The organism is Bradyrhizobium sp. Leo114 (assembly GCF_055229415.2).
The window spans coordinates 93,227-110,378 of record NZ_JBUYEN020000007.1 but is presented as its reverse complement, the minus strand read 5'-3'; the positions used below and the strand labels follow the sequence as shown (position 1 = coordinate 110,378).

Here is a 17,152-nt window from a genome sequence, read left to right as displayed (position 1 = left end):
TTGCGGATCTTTGTTGCTATCGCCTGATATACACAGGCTTTCGTTTTTCGAGAAAGGCCCTGATACCTTCCGCAAAATCTTCCGAACGGCTGCACAGGACCTGGTTGCGGTCCTCCATCGCGATGACAGCTTCCAGCGATCCGGCATCGACACTCATGTTGAGGCATTCCTTCGAGAGCCGCAGGCCCACGGGCGACGCCGTCAGCATCGCCTCGACATAAGGCTCGGCGGCCGCATCAAGCCCGCCCTCTTCCACCACCTCCGAGACAAGGCCGACCGCGAGCGCGCGCTCCGCACCAATGAAGCGGCCGGTGAGGATCAGTTCGGACGCAACAGAGACGCCGACGAGACGCGGCAGGAAATAGCTGGTGCCGATATCGCAGCCACCAAGGCCGAGCTTGATGAAAGCGCAATTCATTCGCGCCGATCTGGTCGCGATGCGGATATCGGAAGCGAGCGCCAGTGCGAAGCCGCCGCCGGCGGCCGCGCCCTGGATCAGCGCAATGATCGGCTGCGGACAGCGCCGCATCAGCATCACGATGTCAGCGATGCGCCGCTGCGAGTCCAGCGACTCGGTGACCCCAGGCGGCTCCTGCTGCCCGGCGCGACGCTGCATCGCGTGCTTGAGGTCAAGGCCAGCGCAGAAATTCTCACCCGCGCCTTTCAGCACCACGACACGCGTGTCGCGGTTGCGCTGCAGGCCCTGGAAGTAGACATTCAGCGCATCGATCAGCGAGGGATCGAGCGCGTTCAGGCTCTCGGGGCGATTGAGCGTCACCCGATCGACGCCGTCGTGATGTTCGATCAGAAGCGGTTGCGACACGCTTAACTCCTGCTTCACCCGAACGCGATGCCAGTTACTGCGCCCTCTCCCCTTGTGGGAGAGGGCTACGCCGGCACCAGCCCTGCATTCGATACGGTGAGGGGTTGCCAGCCGGAGAGAACCCCTCATCCGTCGCGGATTTCATCCGCGCCACCTTCTCCCACAAGGGGAGAAGGGAAACCTACCGCGGGGCCATGCGGATGGCGCCGTCGAGGCGGATGGTTTCGCCGTTGAGCATTGCGTTCTCGACGATGTGCACCGCGAGCGCACCATATTCATCGGGCTCGCCGAGGCGGGCCGGATGCGGCACCTGGGCGCCGAGGCTCTTGCGCGCCTCCTCGTTCAGACCCATCAGCAGCGGGGTGAAGAAGATGCCGGGTGCAATCGTGTTGACGCGGATCTTCAGGCTGGCGAGGTCGCGGGCCGCCGGCAAGGTGAGGCCGACGATGCCGCCCTTCGAGGCGGAATAGGCGATCTGGCCGATCTGGCCTTCATAGGCCGCAACCGAAGCGGTGTTGACGACGACGCCGCGCTCTTCGCCGATCGGCTGCGCGGTGGCGAGCCGCTCCGCGAACAGGCGCAGCATGTTGAAGGTGCCGATCAGGTTGACATTGATGATGCGCGTGAACTTCTCCAGCGGATAGACGCCGTCCTTGCCGACGATGCGCTGCGAGCCGCCGATGCCGGCGCAGTTCATCAGCACGCGCGCGATGCCGTGCGCGGCTTCCGCCTTGGCGATCGCGGTCTTCACCTGCTCCTCGCTGGTGACGTCGGCGTGAAGCGCGACGCCCTTCACTTCCGCGGCGACCTTCTCGGCATTTTCCTTGTTCTGGTCGAGCACGCCGATCTTGGCGCCTTTGGCGGCCATGGCGCGCGCGGTGGCGGCACCAAGGCCGGAGCCACCGCCGGTGATGAGAACAGCAACGTCTTTCAACTGCATGGGTACAACCTTTCCTTGGGCGTTTCTTTCTCTAGACTTGGGACTTCCAGAACTCGAAGGTCACTCGGCTGCAGCACCTTGCTTTGAAGGGTTGAGCATGCCGCCGAAGATCAGCGCTTCCATATGCTTGATGTATTCGCGGCAAACGTCGTCGGTGACCGGGCCGACGCCGGTCGCGCGCGACATCGCGTGGCGGCCGAAGAACAGGTGATCGCAGGCGCCGATCAGGCTGGTGTAGAACAGCACCGGATCGACCTCGCGAAATTCCCCGGCTCGCACGCCTTCGTCGAGCAGGCGGCGATGGAAATCCAGCAGCGGCGCGATGAAGAATTTTGACACTTCGTCGGCGGCCTCCGGGCTGCTCTCGTGCAGGAGATAATGGATCAGCCGGTTCATATAGGGGAACTGGTGATAGGCGCGGATGATGCCAGCGATGTGCAGCCGCAGCTTGGCGGTCGGCGCGATCGGCTGCGCGACCAGATATTCGAGCTGCGACATCTCGGTTGCGGCATCGCGCGCGAGCAGCGCCAGCAATAGCCCGTCCTTGTTCCCGAAATGATATTTCACCAGCGCTGCGTTGACGCCGGACTTCTGGGCAATGTCGGACAGCGACACGTCGATCGAAGCGCGCTCGATCATCAATTCGCTCGCGGCGACCAATAGCTTTTCCGCCGTGGCGTTTCTGCCCGCCGGAAGGCGCGTTGGTATACTGGTATTTAGCTGCGCTGCCATCTTCCCTGCCGGAACGTCCGCCTGGCAGATAACCCGATGCCGCGCCTGACCTCAAGAGTTAATTGATTGATTGACTAAATCCGTAGCCGCCCTTTTAATCCCGCCATCTTTGAAACGCCCATCCAGAACACTTAAGGGAGACCAAGCATGGCCGAGGCCTATATTGTCGCCGCTGCTCGCACCGCCGGCGGCCGCAAGGGGGGACGTCTTGCCGGCTGGCATCCGGCCGATCTGGCCGCGACCGTTCTGGACGCGCTGGTCGAGCGTTCCGGTGCCGACCCCGCCGCGATCGAGGACGTGATCATGGGCTGTGTGATGCAGGCCGGCGAGCAATCCAACAATATCGCGCGCAACGCGGTGATGGCCTCGAAGCTGCCGGAAAGCGTGCCCGGCACCTCGATCGACCGGCAATGCGGTTCCTCTCAGCAGGCGCTGCATTTCGCGGCGCAGGCCGTGATGTCCGGCTCGATGGACATCGTGATCGCCGCCGGTGTGGAATCGATGACACGGGTGCCGATGGGCCTTGCCTCGTCGCTACCGCAGAAGAACGGTTTCGGCTACTACAAGAGCCCGAACATCGAGAAGCGCTATCCCAACATCATGTTCAGCCAGTTCACCGGCGCGGAGATGATGGCGGAGAAATACGGCCTGTCCAAAGACGAGCTGGATGAGTATTCCTATAACAGCCACCAGCGCGCGATTGCGGCAACCCAGGCCGGCCACTTCAAGGACGAGATCGTGCCGGTGCAGATCACCCGCGCCGACGGCACCACCGACACCCATCACATCGACGAAGGCATCCGCTTCGATGCCAGCCGCGAGGGCATCAAGGGCGTCAAGCTGATCGCCGAGAACGGCAAGCTGACGGCGGCGAGCTCGAGCCAGATCTGCGACGGCGCCTCCGGCGTGCTCGTCGTCAACGAGAAGGGGCTGAAGCAGCTCGGCGTCAAGCCGCTGGCGCGCATCCACCACATGAGCATGCTGGGCCATGATCCCGTGATCATGCTGGAGGCGCCGCTGCCCGCCACCGAACGCGCGCTGAAGAAGGCCGGCATGACAATCGACGACATCGATCTGTTCGAGGTCAACGAAGCCTTTGCCTCGGTGCCGACAGCGTGGCTGAAAACCACCGGCGCCGATCCCGCGAGGCTCAACGTCAATGGCGGCGCCATCGCGCTCGGCCATCCGCTCGGCGGCTCCGGCACCAAGTTGATGACGACGCTCATCAATGCGCTCAAGCAGCGCAACAAGCGCTACGGCCTGCAGACCATGTGCGAAGGCGGCGGCATGGCGAATGTGACGATCGTAGAGCGGCTGTAAGCCACTTCCGTTTGGTCGCAATAGCAACCACGCAAAAGGTGTCGTCCCGGGCTTGACCCGGGACCCATAACCACAGGGTTTCGTGGTTATGCCCGGCTGGAGCTCCAGCCCAACTTTAAAGCCACGATCAGTGGTTATGGGTCCCCGCTTTCGCGGGGACGACAGAAACAATCCCCAAGGAAACGTTCGTGACCCACCCCTCGATCCACGCCCGCACGCATCCGGACAAGATCGCCTATCGGATGGCTGCTACCAGCAAGGCGATCACCTATCGCGAGCTCGACGAGCTCTCGAACCAGGGCGCGCATCTGTTCCGTTCGCTCGGACTGAAGGCCGGCGACCACATCGCCTTTCTGATGGAGAACCGGCTCGCCTTCATGGAGATCTGCTGGGCGGCGCAGCGCGCGGGCCTCTACTACACCGCGATCAGCCGCTACCTGAAGCACGACGAGATCGCCTACATCATCAAGGACTGCGGCGCCAAGGTCTTCATCACCTCGCCGAAATGTGCCGAGCAGGTGAAGGGCCTCATCAAGGGCGAGCCGGGCGAACCATTGTGGTTCATGCTGGACGAGCCGCTGCCGGGCTTCCGCTCCTTCGACAAGGAAGCGATCGTGCAGCCGACCACGCCGATCAAGGATGAAATCGCCGGCTACGACATGCTCTATTCCTCCGGCACCACCGGCCGGCCCAAGGGCATCAAGAAGCAGTTCGAGGGTAACCCGATCGACGTCCCGAACCCGTTCCTGCGGGTGCTGTGCGCCGACATGTGCGGCATGAACGCGGACACCGTCTATCTGTCGCCGGCGCCGCTCTATCACGCCGCTCCGCTGCGCTTCAACATGATGGCGATCGTGCTCGGCGGTACCTCTGTTATCATGGAATCCTTCGACGCCGAGGAATTCCTGAAGCTGGTCGAAAAGCACAAGGTGACGCAGTCGCAGCTCGTGCCGACCATGTTCGTGCGCATGCTCAAGCTGCCGGACGAGGTGCGCACACGCTACGACGTCTCCTCGCTGAAGGGCGCGATCCATGCCGCCGCGCCCTGCCCGGTCGACGTCAAGGCCAAGATGATCGAGTGGTGGGGGCCGATCCTGATCGAATATTACGCAGGCTCCGAGGGCAATGGCGTCACGGTGTCAACCTCGCAGCAATGGCTGGAGCACCGCGGCACAGTTGGCCACGCTGTGGTCGGCAAGGTGAAGATCCTGGACGAGAACGACGAGGAATTGCCGCCCGGCGAGATCGGCACGGTCTATTTCGCCGATGCGCCAGCATTCACCTATCACAACGATCCCGAGAAGACGAAGCGCGCCTATAACGCCAAGGGCTGGTCGACGCTCGGCGACGTCGGCTATCTCGACAAGGAAGATTTCCTCTATCTCACCGACCGCAAGAGCTACATGATCATCTCCGGCGGCGTGAACATCTATCCGCAGGAGACCGAGGATGTGCTGATCACGCATCCTGCGGTTTCCGACGTTGCGGTGTTCGGCGTGCCTAACGATGAGATGGGCGAGGAGGTCAAGGCCGTGGTGCAGCCGCACGACATGGCTGCGGCCGGCAAGGAGCTGGAGGCTGAACTGATCGCCTTCTGCAAATCGCGGCTGTCTGCAATCAAATGCCCGCGCTCGATCGATTTCGAAGCTGAGCTGCCGCGCACGCCGACCGGCAAGCTGGTCAAGCGCCACCTCCGCGACCGCTACTGGCCGAAGCCGGCGAAGGCATAAGAGTGTAGTTGTAGTGTTGTCGTAGGGTGGGCAAAGCGCAGCGTGCCCACCTTTCTTGCACCGAATGTGGATGGTGGGCACGCTTTGCTTTGCCCACCCTTCGGCAGTCCAGGCTTGTCCTGCGCATCCACGTCTTTACAGTCGCGCACATGACAAGACGTGGATGGAAACGCCATGAGCACTCTCCCCGACATTCCGCTCCCATCAGGCATACGCTCCCGCTATGTCGATGATATCAACGGCCTGCGCATGCATGTGCTCGAGGCCGGTTTCGAAACCAAAGGCCGGCCCTGTCTCCTGCTGCTGCACGGCTTTCCTGAACTGGCTTTTTCCTGGCGCAAGGTGATGCCTGTTCTGGCGGAGGCCGGCTACCACGTGATCGCGCCGGACCAGCGCGGCTACGGCCGCACCACCGGCTGGGATGGCGACTATGACGGCGATCTCGCCTCGTTCCGCCTGACCAATCTGGTGCGCGATTCGTTGGGGCTGGTGTCGGCGTTCGGCTACAAAAGCGTCGATGCCGTGATCGGGCATGATTTCGGCTCATCGGTCGCGGCGTGGTGCGCGCTGATCCGGCCGGACGTGTTCCGGGCGGTGACGATGATGAGCGCGCCATTCGGCGGCCCGCCGTCGCTGCCGTTCAACACCGCGGATGCGCCGGCGAAGCCGGCTGTGGAGGACCCGGTGCATCGTGAGCTCGCGGCATTGCCGCGGCCGCGCAAGAATTACCAATGGTATTACTCCACCCGCGAGGCCAATCCCGACATGCACCGCGCGCCGCAGGGCGTGCATGACTTCCTGCGCGCCTACTACCACCACAAGAGCGCGGACTGGAAAGGCAACAAGCCCTATCCGCTAGCGTCCTGGTCCGCGGGCGAGCTGGCGAAACTGCCAACCTATTACATCATGGATCTTGCCGAAGGGATGGCCGCCACTGTGGCGAAAGAGATGCCGTCGGCCGCCGAGATCGCCGCCAATCAATGGCTGCCGGATCACGAGCTTGCGTTCTACAGCGCCGAGTACGAGCGCAACGGCTTCCAGGGCGGACTGCAGTGGTATCGCTGCGGCACCTCCGGCGCCTTCGTTCCGGAGCTGCAGACATGGTCGGGCCGCACCATCGACGTGCCCTCCTGCTTCATCTCCGGAAAGCAGGACTGGGGCACCTACCAGCGGCCCGGCGTGTTCGAGGCGATGCAGTCGAAGGCCTGCAGCAAGATGATCGGCTGCCATCTGGTCGATGGCGCCGGCCATTGGGTGCAGCAGGAGCAGCCGGCGGAGGTCAGCCGGCTGCTGCTCGCCTTTCTGCGCAACGCCCAGGGCGGAAGGTGATTGACCCGGTAGCCAAGCCGCTCTATCTAGTTTAGAATAATTCTAAACTTGATGAGAGAGCGGCTTCCGTGAAGAACTTTGCCGATCTGACCGAGCGCGAAGTGCTGGCGGTCGCGATCGCCTCCGAAGAGGAGGACAGCCGCATCTACATGACTTTCGCGGAGGATCTCGCCGGACGCTATCCGGATACTGCCAAGGTCTTCGAGCAGATGGCCGAGGAAGAACGCGGCCACCGGCACCGGCTGCTCGAACTCTACGAGCAGCGTTTCGGCCCGCATCTGCCGCCGATCCGCCGCGAGGACGTAAAGGGCTTTTTGCGCCGCCGCCCGATCTGGCTGACCAAGAACTTGCCGCTCGACACCATCCGGAAGGAAGTCGAGACCATGGAGCTGGAGGCCGAGCGCTTCTATGCCAAGGCCGCCGAACAGGCCCAGGATGTCGGCGTACGCCGCCTGCTTGGCGATCTCGCCGAAGAAGAGCGACACCACGAGAACCTCGCCGTCCGGCTCACTGACGATATCCTGAAGCCCGACGTGCGCGCCGAGGAAGACCGGACGCGGCGGCGCATGTTCGTCTTGCAATATGTGCAGCCCGGGCTTGCCGGACTGATGGATGGCTCGGTTTCGACCCTGGCGCCGCTTTTCGCCGCCGCCTTCGCCACCCACCAGAACTGGCAGACGTTCCTAGTCGGCCTCGCCGCCTCGATCGGCGCCGGCATCAGCATGGGATTTGCCGAGGCGCTGTCCGACGATGGCTCGCTGACCGGACGCGGCTCGCCGTGGCTGCGCGGCATCACCTGCGGATTGATGACGACGCTCGGCGGCCTCGGCCACACCCTGCCCTATCTCGTTCCCGATGCGTGGCCCAACGCGTTCTGGATTGCGACCGCAATCGCCAGCATCATCGTGTTCTTCGAATTATGGGCGATCGCCTTCATCCGCTCGCGCTACATGGATACGCCGTTCCTGCAGGCAGTATTCCAGATCGTGCTCGGCGGCGCGATCGTGCTCGGTGTCGGCATTTTGATCGGCGCAGCCTAGAGCGCGATGACTTTTCTTCGAATCGTCATCCCGCTCTAGCTCTTTGTTTGAGCATGATCTTTTTCGGAGAACCGGTGTCCACTTTTCCGGATCATGCTCTAGCAATTCCTGTCAAGCATCGGTGCTGTCAGATCGGCGATGATCACGCGTCGCGATGATGTGTGATGCCTCACGCTTGCGGGCCTCAGGCAAAGCAATCATCATCCCTGCCGGACCAGTCATCACATTGGGAGTCTGCCTTGGCCAAATCGCAATGGAGTTTCAAGACTGCGGTCGAGATATCGGCGGCGCTCGCCGCAAAGCAGGTATCCGCCGTCGAACTGACGCAGGATGCGATCGGCCGGATCGAGCGTCACGATGCGAAGATCAATGCGGTCTGCGTGCGCGATTTCGATCGCGCGCTATCAGCGGCGCGCGCCGCCGATGCAGCTCTTGCCCGCGGCGAACAAAAGCCGCTGCTCGGCATCCCCATTACGGTGAAGGAGTCCTATAACATCGCCGGCCTGCCGACGACCTGGGGCATTCCCGAACAGAAGAATTTCACGCCGACCGAGGACGCACTCTCGGTCGCGCGGGTCAAGGATGCCGGCGCGGTGATCCTCGGCAAGACCAACGTGCCGCTCGCCCTCGGCGACTGGCAGAGCTACAACGACATCTACGGCACCACCAACAACCCTTACGACCTCGGCCGCACGCCGGGCGGCTCGTCCGGCGGATCGTCGGCCGCGCTCGCCGCAGGTTACGGCCCGCTCTCGCTCGGCTCCGACATCGGCGGCTCATTGCGCGTACCGGCATTTCATTGCGGCGTCTATGCGCACAAGCCGACCTACGCACTGGCGCCGTCGCGCGGTCACACGCCCCCTCCCCTGCCGCCGCTGCCATTCAATCGCGATCTCTCGGTGATCGGCCCGATGGCGCGTAGCGCGGTCGATCTGACGTTGCTGCTCGATGCGATCGCTGGCCCCGATCCGCTCGACTCCAGCGCCTACCGGCTCGAACTGCCGGCGCCGCGACATGCCGCGCTGAAAGACTTCCGCGTGCTGCTGATCGATACTGACCCGGTGATGCCAACGGATTCGGTGGTACGCGGCTCGATCGAAAAGCTCGCGGCCAACCTCGCCAAGGCAGACGTCAAGGTCGAGCGCCAGAGCAAGCTGTTGCCGGACTTCGCCGCATCGAGCCGGCTCTATATGCGGATACTGATGTCGTTCCTCGCCGCTTCTTTCGCGCCCGACCTCTATGAGGGGGCCAAGCAGGCCGCCGCGGCTCTACCGGAGAGCGATACCAGCCTCGCCGCCGAACGGCTGCGCGGCATCGCGCTCAATCATCGCGACTGGGTGATGGCCGACGGCGGCCGCACCCGGCTCCGCGCGCAATGGCGCGAACTGTTCAAGACCTTCGATGCGGTGATCTGCCCGATCATGCCGACGCCGGCCTATCCGCACGACCACTCGCCCGAGCAGGAGAAGCGCCGCATCATGATTGACGGCAAAGGATATGCCTATCCCGACCAGCTCGCCTGGCCCGGAATCGCGACGCTGCCTGGGCTTCCATCAACGGCGATTCCGACCGGCTTCGCGCCGGACGGATTGCCGGTCGGCGTGCAGATCGTGGGGCCCTGGCTGGAAGACCGCACGCCGCTGAAGCTGGCGGAATTGATCGAGCGCGAATTCGGCGGCTTCGTGCCGCCGAAGATGTTTGACGACTAGCGTCATGCGAGCCAACGGGTCGCGCGTACGCGCGCCCGATGACAGGCTCCGCGAAGCAATCCATCCACGCTCGCGGATGGATGGATTGCTTCGTCGCTTCGCTCCTCGCAATGGCGGGCGGAAAACTCGGTGCATGTAACGCCGTGACGTACAGCCGTCATTGCCGGGCTTGACCCGGCAATCCATCGCCAACAAGGACTTCTTTGCGGGAGATTGATGGATGCCCAGGTCAAGCCCGGGCATGACGTACAGAGAGTGCCTCAACTATCGAACATGATGACGCTGCGGAGCGTCTTGCCGGCTTCCATGTTGGCGAAGCCATCGTTGATCTCGGACAGTTTCAGCTTGGCCGAGATCCAATCTTCCAGGTGCAATTTGCCGCGCATGTAGAACTCGACCAGGCGCGGCATGTCGACGCGAAAATGGTTGGAGCCCATCGACGAGCCCTGGATGCGGCGCTCGCGCAGGAAATCGAAGCCGTGCAGTTCGATCTTCTGGCCGTACGGGATCATGCCGACGATGGTCGCGGTGCCGCCGGCTGCGAGCATGCCGAAGGCCTGCTCGGCGGTCTCCTTGCGGCCCAGCACCTCGAAAGAATGATGCACGCCGCCGCCGGTGAGCTCACGCACCTGCTGCACCACATCGCCATTCCTGGGATCGATGATGTCGGTGGCGCCGAGCTTGGTTGCGAGCTGCAGTTTCGCGGGATTGGTATCGATCGCGATGATGCGCCCGGCACCTGCGATCTCGGCGCCGTTGATCGCGGCCATGCCGACGCCGCCGCAGCCGATCACTGCCACCGTCTCGCCGGCTTGCACCCTCGCGGTGTTCACGACCGCACCATAGCCGGTGATGACGCCGCAGCCGATCAGGGCTGCGAACTCGAGCGGCATGTCCTTGCGGATCTTCACGATCGCATTCTCATGCACCAGCATCTGCTCGGCAAAGGACGAGAGATTGAGGAACTGGTTCAATTTCTCCGGCCTGTTCCATTGCAGGCGATTGGAAGCACCCGGCAGCATCTTCACGGTGGTATCAGTGCAGAGCACGGTACGGCCGGTGGTGCAGTTGTCGCACGTGCCGCAGAACACCGAGAGGCAGGTCACGACATGATCGCCCGGCTTCACATAGTTCACATCGGAGCCGACCTTCTCCACCACGCCGGCGGATTCATGGCCGAGCACGGCAGGCAGCGGATGCGGATAGAGTCCCTCTATGAAGTGCAGATCGGAATGACAGAGACCGGCGACGGAAGTGCGGATCAAGACTTCGCGCGGTCCGGGATTTGGCAGGCTGACGTCCTCGATCACGAGCGGCTTGTTGACTTCGTACAGGACGGCGGCCTTCATCGGTATTTCCCCTCTGTTGTTTTATTATGACGCGCTCTCTGCACCTCTCCCTTTGGGAGAGGTGCAGAGACAGCCTACGCCGCGAGAAGCAATTCGCCAACCTCGGCCATGCCGACGGCACGCTCGCCGAGCAGGTGATCGGTGATGGCGCGCGATGCGGTATTTTCCGCTAGCCGGAACGGATCGTGGGTCGCTACGCGATGATCAATCACCAGGCGCGATAGCAACAGCCGCCGTGCATCGCCGCACATCTCATGGATGCGCCCGCCTTCCCAGGCGAGAGTCACCGCGCTTGCCACGTGGTAAAGCAGGCTGGTCGCACGACGTGCTTCCGCTTCGTTGTCGATGCGGCTGGCAACCTCGCGTGCAAAGCCGATGGCGCGGTCGGTGAGTTCATGCAGACGGCTGCGCCAGGCCTGCGGCGCATTGGCGCTGTCATCGAGCCGCGCGTGGAGATCCGCGGCAAGTGCCGCGTCGGCGCCATGGCGGCCGACGGCGCGCTTCAAGGCATCGATCGCGACGATGTTGCCGGTGCCTTCCCAGATCGAGCCGAGATGCGCGTCGCGCAACAGCCGCGCGGTGGCGAATTCCTCGATGTAGCCGATGCCGCCGCGCATCTCCATCGCATCGCCACAGACTTTTCGCGCATCGCGGGTGGCGCGGAATTTCAAGGTCGGCGTCAGGATGCGGAGCAGCGCCGCGGCGTCCTGGCTGCCGGCCTCGGCGCGGTCGAGCGCATCGGCGGTCAGGAAGCTCATCGACAGCGCCTGCTCGGTTGCGAGCATGATCTTCATCAGTTGCCGCCGCGCCAGCGGCAGGTCGATGATGCGGCTGCCGAACACGACGCGGCCCTTCGCCACCGTCATCGCATCATGATACGCGCGTCGCATCAGCGCAGTCGACTTGACGCCATTGGATAGCCGCGACGAGTTGACCATCTCGGCCATCTGCACGAAGCCGCGATCGAGCTTGCCGACCGCATAGGCGATCGCGCCTTCGAGCTTGATCTCGCCTGACGCCATCGAGCGCGTGCCAAGCTTGTCCTTGAGCCGCACGATCCGGTAGCGGTTCTGCGAGCCGTCATCGAGGAAGCGCGGCATCAGGAACAACCCGACGCCACGCGTGCCGGGGCCGGCGCCTTCCGGCCGCGCCAACAGCATCACGACCTTGGCGTCCGCATTCGAGCAGAACCATTTCTCGCCATAGAGGCGCCAGTGATCGCCCTCCTGCACGGCAGTCGTCGTCAGCGTGCCGACGTCGGAGCCGCCTTCCTTCTCGGTCATGAACTGACCGCCTTGGGTCAGCTTTTCCATATCGGTCTGGGTCAGGCCATCGAGGTATTTTGTCTTGAGCGCCTCACTGCCGAAATTCGCGAGCAGCTTTGCGCAGCCGTCGGTGACGTTGATCGGACAGCCCATGCCGAATTCGGTCTGGTTGAACAGGAACGTGAAGGCGTGTTTTGCCACCACAGGATATTTATCCGGCCAACCCAAAATGCCCTTGCGGATCGACATCGCGTGAATACCGAACTCGCCGAACGCGGCCTTCTCCAATTCGCGATAGGCCGGGTGATATTCGATCCACTGCACGTCGCGACCAAACTTGTCGCGCTGGTGCAGCACCGGCACATGGCGGTCGGCAAGCCGCGCGCATTCATCGAGCGGGCCGCCGGCGAGCGCGCCGAGCCGATCGAGATGCGGCTCGATATGACGAAACAGCGCATCCGGCAGGTGCAGTCGCAGCAGGTCCTGAAGCGCCGGATCAGCCTGGTAGAAATTCATGCCCGAGGTGTCGGGCGCGAGCCGGCCCGGCTGGTTGGCCATATCGGCGTTTAGATGTTGTTTCAGCGGCTGCATTGAAATCTCTGGTTCGTTTCCTCATCTGTTGGAGGAGACTATCGCACATCGAATGCCGGGATGTCGCCCTGCCAAGCAAAATCTTCTCCGGCAGTTCAAGGAAAGCTCATGGAAACCCCAAAATACAAGACCGCCCTGATCGTCGGTGTCGGCGAAGGCCTGAGCGCTTCGCTGGCGCGGCTATTTTCGCGCGAAGGAATTCGCGTGGCGCTGGCCGCACGGCAGATCGAAAAGCTCGGCGCACTCTGCACCGAGACCGGCGCGCGGGCCTTTACCTGCAACGCAACGGACGCCGACGAAGTCGAACGTCTGTTCGGCCTGGTCGAGCGCGAGATCGGAACGCCCGACCTCGTGGTCTATAACGCAAGCGCGCGGGCGCGCGGCCCGCTGGTCGACCTCGTGCCGGCCGATGTCGCCAACGCCATCGCAGTCTCGGCCTTCGGCGGCTTTCTGGTGGCGCAGCAGGCCGCAAAGCGCATGCTGCCGAACAAGCATGGCGCGATCCTGTTCACGGGCGCTTCGGCCAGCGTCAAAGGGTATGCGCAATCATCGTCGTTCGCGATGGGGAAGTTCGCGCTGCGCGGACTGGCGCAGAGCATGGCGCGCGAACTTTCGCCGCAGGGCATCCATGTCGCGCATTTTGTCATCGACGGCGGCATCCGCAGCAAGACGCGCCCTGATCCGGAAGGTCATCCGGATTCGATGCTCGATCCCGACGCGATTGCTCTCAGCTACTGGAACGTGCTGCAGCAACCGCGCAGTGCCTGGACCTGGGAAGTGGAGCTGCGCCCCTGGGTGGAGAAGTTCTAGCGCGGTGCGTAGCCCGGATGGAGCGAAGCGTAATCCGGGGATCTCGCGCGCGGCAGCTACAAATCCCGGATTGCGCTTCGCTCCATCCGGGCTACGCGCTAAACAACAAAAAGAAAAAAGCCCGGTTCTGGGGCGGCCAGAACCGGGCCAGTGATCAAACCGCAAGCGAGGAGAAAGCGGCCTTGTCGGCAGCAGCGAGCCGCCAACTGGCACATGGGATATCCTGCGGTTCGATAGCGATGTGTTTCGCGAAGCGCACCAGCTTCCAGTCGCCCGGGCTGTTGGCGAAGGTGTAACCGCCTTTTTTTGCCAGCCCGATCATGGCGTCATTGGAACGCAAGGTGTCGCCGAACAGCCGTGCAGCGCCGAGCGCGGCGGCACGGCATTCGAGATTCTTCAACAGCGCCCGGCCGATGCCCCAGCCCTGCCAGCGGTCGTCGATCGAGACGCCGAACTCGATGCTCGCATCCTCCGCATGGAAGGCATAGCGCGCTTCGCCGACGATGATTTCGAAGCCGTCGACCGTCACGGTGGCGACGACGCTGAACTGCTCGCGCTCGCCGACATGGACAAAGTTTTCCAGCACGTTCTTCGGCAGCTCGCGTATGGCGCCAAAGAAGCGATTGTAGCGGGAGCGGGTCGAGAGCGAGCGGAAGTAATTCTGCAGTTCCTCCGCATCGCGCGGCTCGACGAAACGCACGGTGATCTCGTCGCCGCTGCGCGAATGCAGCACGTCCGAATACTGCTTGAGATCGTCGAGACGCAGGCTGGTCATGACACGCTCTCCGGAAAAAATGAGCCGGCGTCCCTCCACAGAGGCGACGCCGGCATTGGCGTCACCTCATGCCCGCCAGAAGGGTTTCTCGGCTTCATAAGCGACATCGCTCCAGGACTTGCCGATGTCGTGGAGATCGCGCTCCGACCATTGGGCCAGTTCGCGGCGCATCTCATAGCGCTGACGCCAGACGTGAAGGGTCTCGCTCAATTGGGTCAAAGCCTGTGCGAACAGGCCCTGTCCATGATGATTTATCATCGATTCATGGGTGCAAGTGGACATGCTCGGCTCCTATAGCTAAAATCTGTTACCCGAAATATCTGCGCTGTTGTGGCCTTGCACAAACGACACTTTGTGCCGCATCACATGAGATAAACTCATATATAAGGAGAGATGCGGGAGATGACCGCCAGGCTGCCTTCGCTGAACGGATTGCGGGCCTTCGAGGCCGCGGCGCGGCACCTGAGCTTCACCCAGGCCGCCGCCGAGCTGAACGTGACACAGACCGCGATCAGCCATCAGATCAAGCGGCTCGAGCAGGAGCTCGGCGTCCGGCTGTTCGTGCGGCAGAACCGAGCGCTGACGTTGACGCCAAAAGCGGCCGAATATCTCCCCGGCGTCCGCGCCGCCTTCAACGACCTGAAGCTTGCCACCGACCGGCTGCTGCGGCGCGAGGACGACCACGTGCTGACGGTCTCGACGCTGGCCTCGCTCGCCGCAAAATGGCTGCTGCCGCGGCTTTCCACGTTCCAGGAGGCGCATCCCGGCATTGACGTCCGCATCACCACCTCGACCAGCCTGGTCGACTTCCAGCGCGACAATGTCGACGCCGCGATCCGCTACGGCCGCGGCCAGTGGCAGGGATTGCGCGCCGACTGGCTGATGGCGGACGAGCTGTTTCCGGTCTGCAGCCCGTCCCTGCTTAAAGGTGAGAAGCCGCTGAAATGCCCTGAAGACCTCCGCGGCCACGTGCTCTTGCACACCAGCAACGCCAACAGCGACGACTGGCGGCTGTGGCTGACGGCGGCCGGGCTGCCGGCCGACCTCTCAAAGCAGCCGGGCATCACCTTCGACCTGATCTTCATGACCATCCAGGCCGCGATCGACGGCATCGGCGTCGCCATGGGCCGGACATCTTATGTGCAGGACGACATCGCCAAGGGGCGGCTGGTGGTCCCCTTCAAGATCACGCTCCCCGCCGATGCCGGCTTCTACCTGGTCTCGCCGCAGGCGCGCGCTGATTCGCCGAAGCTCGCGGCATTCCGGCAGTGGATGGTGGCCTCGGCCCAAGGCAAGGCCTGAAGTCCTGAAAAACCTGCAGATTTCCGGGTGACCGACGCGTTTGCGGGTTGGTCGCGCCGCATAGCTGTGCCAAATTGCCGCGCAGACGAGGCTTTTCGTCGCAGCCCGGGGAGAAAACGCGCATGGCGCCAACGAGTACGGCAGAGATACCGCAGATCAAATCGCGCATCGGCGCCATCCTGCGCGCGACCAGCGGCAATTTCCTCGAGCAGTTCGATTTCTTCCTGTTCGGCTTCTATGCGAGCGCGATCGGCAAGGCGTTCTTCCCGTCCGACAACGAGACCGCCTCGCTGCTCAACACGTTCGGCGTGTTCTGGCTCGGCGCGCTGATGCGCCCGGTCGGCGCGATCGTGCTGGGGGCCTATATCGACCGCATCGGACGCCGCAAGGGCTTGATCGTCACGCTCGCGATCATGGCTGTGGGCACAGTGGTGATCGCGATCTGCCCGACCTATGCGACGATCGGCATTGCCGCGCCGGTCATCGTGCTGATCGGCCGCTTGCTGCAGGGCTTTTCCGCGGGCGTCGAGCTCGGCGGCGTCTCGGTCTATCTGTCGGAGATCGCTACTCCCGGCAACCGCGGCTTCTACACCTCATTCCAGTCGGCGAGCCAGCAGGTCGCGATCTTCGTCGCCGCGATCGTCGGCTATGTCCTGAGCGAGATAATCCCGCCGGCGACGGTGGCAGCCTGGGGCTGGCGCATTCCGTTCTTCATCGGCTGCCTGATCATCCCCTTCATCTTCGTGCTGCGGCGGACGCTGGAGGAAACGCCGGCGTTCCTCGCCATGAAGCGGCATCCGACCGCATCCGAGGTGTTCGCGTCGGCGCTCGCGAACTGGCGCATCGTGATCCTCGGCATGATGATCGCGATCCTGACCACCACGACCTTCTATTTCGTCACCGTCTACACGCCGACCTTCGGCAAGAACGTGCTGAAACTGTCGACGCAGGACGCGCTGGTGGTCACGCTGCTGGTGGCGGTGACCAACTTCATCTGGAACCCGGTCGGCGGCGCGGTCTCCGATCGGCTCGGCCGCAAGCCGGTGCTGCTGACGATCGCCGGGCTTTCCTTGGTAACCGCCTATCCGGCGCTGCACTGGCTGGTGGCCGCGCCGAGCTTCGGCAAGATGCTGGCGGTCGAGATGATGTTCTCGTTCTATTTCGGCGTCTACAGCGGCACCATGCTCGGCTGCCTGGTCGAGATCGTGCCGTCACATGTGCGTACCACCTGCTTCTCGCTGGCTTTTGCACTGGCGGCAGCGCTGTTCGGCACCTTTACGCCGTTTGCCTCGACCTGGCTGATCGACCACACCGGCGACAAGGCTTCACCGGGCTTCTGGCTGATGTTGGCGGCAACGCTCGGCATCATCGCGACCTTGACCGTCTATCGCCGCGGCGAGAAAGTCGAGACGCGCGAAGCGGTCGCCGCCTGATGGA

Annotated in this window: 15 protein-coding genes; 8 read left to right on the top strand and 7 right to left on the bottom strand. The window is 63.2% G+C overall.

Translation table 11 applies throughout. The annotated features are described in order from the left end of the window. Positions 1 to 16 precede the first annotated feature (16 nt). From ACZIRK_RS10605 to ACZIRK_RS10595, 3 genes are all read right to left on the bottom strand, one after another. Complete coding sequence (locus ACZIRK_RS10605) at positions 17 to 823, bottom strand: enoyl-CoA hydratase/isomerase family protein (protein WP_130226642.1); 807 nt, start codon at positions 821 to 823, stop codon at positions 17 to 19. Positions 824 to 1,004: 181 nt separating this feature from the next. Next, the gene (locus tag ACZIRK_RS10600; RefSeq protein ID WP_130225868.1) at positions 1,005 to 1,763 is read right to left on the bottom strand and encodes an SDR family NAD(P)-dependent oxidoreductase; all 759 of its coding nucleotides are present in this window, start codon (positions 1,761 to 1,763) and stop codon (positions 1,005 to 1,007) included. Between the two features lie 60 nt (positions 1,764 to 1,823). Next, complete coding sequence (locus ACZIRK_RS10595) at positions 1,824 to 2,495, bottom strand: TetR family transcriptional regulator (protein WP_130225867.1); 672 nt, start codon at positions 2,493 to 2,495, stop codon at positions 1,824 to 1,826. A gap of 147 nt (positions 2,496 to 2,642) precedes the next feature. Here ACZIRK_RS10595 and ACZIRK_RS10590 point away from each other — a divergent pair, with 147 nt between their 5' ends. The 5 genes from ACZIRK_RS10590 (at position 2,643) to ACZIRK_RS10570 (ending at position 9,623) form a co-directional block, all read left to right on the top strand. Next, complete coding sequence (locus ACZIRK_RS10590) at positions 2,643 to 3,815, top strand: acetyl-CoA C-acetyltransferase (RefSeq protein ID WP_130225866.1); 1,173 nt, start codon at positions 2,643 to 2,645, stop codon at positions 3,813 to 3,815. Positions 3,816 to 4,003: 188 nt separating this feature from the next. Further along, positions 4,004 to 5,545, top strand: a complete 1,542-nt coding sequence (locus ACZIRK_RS10585; RefSeq protein ID WP_130225865.1) for an acyl-CoA synthetase — start codon at positions 4,004 to 4,006, stop codon at positions 5,543 to 5,545. Positions 5,546 to 5,719: 174 nt separating this feature from the next. Beyond that, positions 5,720 to 6,874, top strand: a complete 1,155-nt coding sequence (locus ACZIRK_RS10580) for an alpha/beta hydrolase (protein WP_130225864.1) — start codon at positions 5,720 to 5,722, stop codon at positions 6,872 to 6,874. A 68-nt stretch (positions 6,875 to 6,942) separates the two neighbouring features. Next, positions 6,943 to 7,914 (top strand): iron exporter MbfA, encoded by a 972-nt coding sequence (mbfA, locus tag ACZIRK_RS10575; RefSeq protein WP_130225863.1) that lies wholly within the window; start codon positions 6,943 to 6,945, stop codon positions 7,912 to 7,914. 239 nt (positions 7,915 to 8,153) lie between these two features. After that, a complete protein-coding gene (locus ACZIRK_RS10570; RefSeq protein ID WP_130225862.1) occupies positions 8,154 to 9,623 on the top strand; it encodes an amidase in 1,470 nt (489 codons plus the stop codon). 260 nt (positions 9,624 to 9,883) lie between these two features. On the opposite strand, the gene ACZIRK_RS10565 is transcribed toward ACZIRK_RS10570, so the two are convergent. Both ACZIRK_RS10565 and ACZIRK_RS10560 read right to left on the bottom strand, forming a co-directional pair. Next, the gene (locus ACZIRK_RS10565; RefSeq protein ID WP_463327346.1) at positions 9,884 to 10,972 is read right to left on the bottom strand and encodes a Zn-dependent alcohol dehydrogenase; all 1,089 of its coding nucleotides are present in this window, start codon (positions 10,970 to 10,972) and stop codon (positions 9,884 to 9,886) included. Positions 10,973 to 11,046: 74 nt separating this feature from the next. After that, positions 11,047 to 12,828 (bottom strand): acyl-CoA dehydrogenase family protein, encoded by a 1,782-nt coding sequence (locus tag ACZIRK_RS10560; protein ID WP_130225860.1) that lies wholly within the window; start codon positions 12,826 to 12,828, stop codon positions 11,047 to 11,049. A gap of 108 nt (positions 12,829 to 12,936) precedes the next feature. On the opposite strand from ACZIRK_RS10560, the gene ACZIRK_RS10555 reads away from it, so the two are divergent. After that, positions 12,937 to 13,638 (top strand): SDR family NAD(P)-dependent oxidoreductase, encoded by a 702-nt coding sequence (locus ACZIRK_RS10555; protein ID WP_130225859.1) that lies wholly within the window; start codon positions 12,937 to 12,939, stop codon positions 13,636 to 13,638. Positions 13,639 to 13,792: 154 nt separating this feature from the next. On the opposite strand, the gene ACZIRK_RS10550 is transcribed toward ACZIRK_RS10555, so the two are convergent. Beyond that, positions 13,793 to 14,413 (bottom strand): N-acetyltransferase family protein, encoded by a 621-nt coding sequence (locus ACZIRK_RS10550; RefSeq protein ID WP_463327345.1) that lies wholly within the window; start codon positions 14,411 to 14,413, stop codon positions 13,793 to 13,795. A gap of 66 nt (positions 14,414 to 14,479) precedes the next feature. Beyond that, on the bottom strand, positions 14,480 to 14,695 hold the full coding sequence (locus ACZIRK_RS10545) for a DUF1127 domain-containing protein (protein WP_130225857.1): 216 nt from the start codon (positions 14,693 to 14,695) through the stop codon (positions 14,480 to 14,482). A gap of 120 nt (positions 14,696 to 14,815) precedes the next feature. On the opposite strand from ACZIRK_RS10545, the gene ACZIRK_RS10540 reads away from it, so the two are divergent. Both ACZIRK_RS10540 and tcuC read left to right on the top strand, forming a co-directional pair. Further along, positions 14,816 to 15,715, top strand: coding sequence for a transcriptional regulator GcvA (locus tag ACZIRK_RS10540; protein ID WP_130225856.1), 900 nt, complete (start codon positions 14,816 to 14,818; stop codon positions 15,713 to 15,715). Between the two features lie 122 nt (positions 15,716 to 15,837). After that, on the top strand, positions 15,838 to 17,148 hold the full coding sequence (gene tcuC / locus ACZIRK_RS10535) for an MFS transporter (protein WP_130225855.1): 1,311 nt from the start codon (positions 15,838 to 15,840) through the stop codon (positions 17,146 to 17,148). Positions 17,149 to 17,152: the final 4 nt, after the last annotated feature.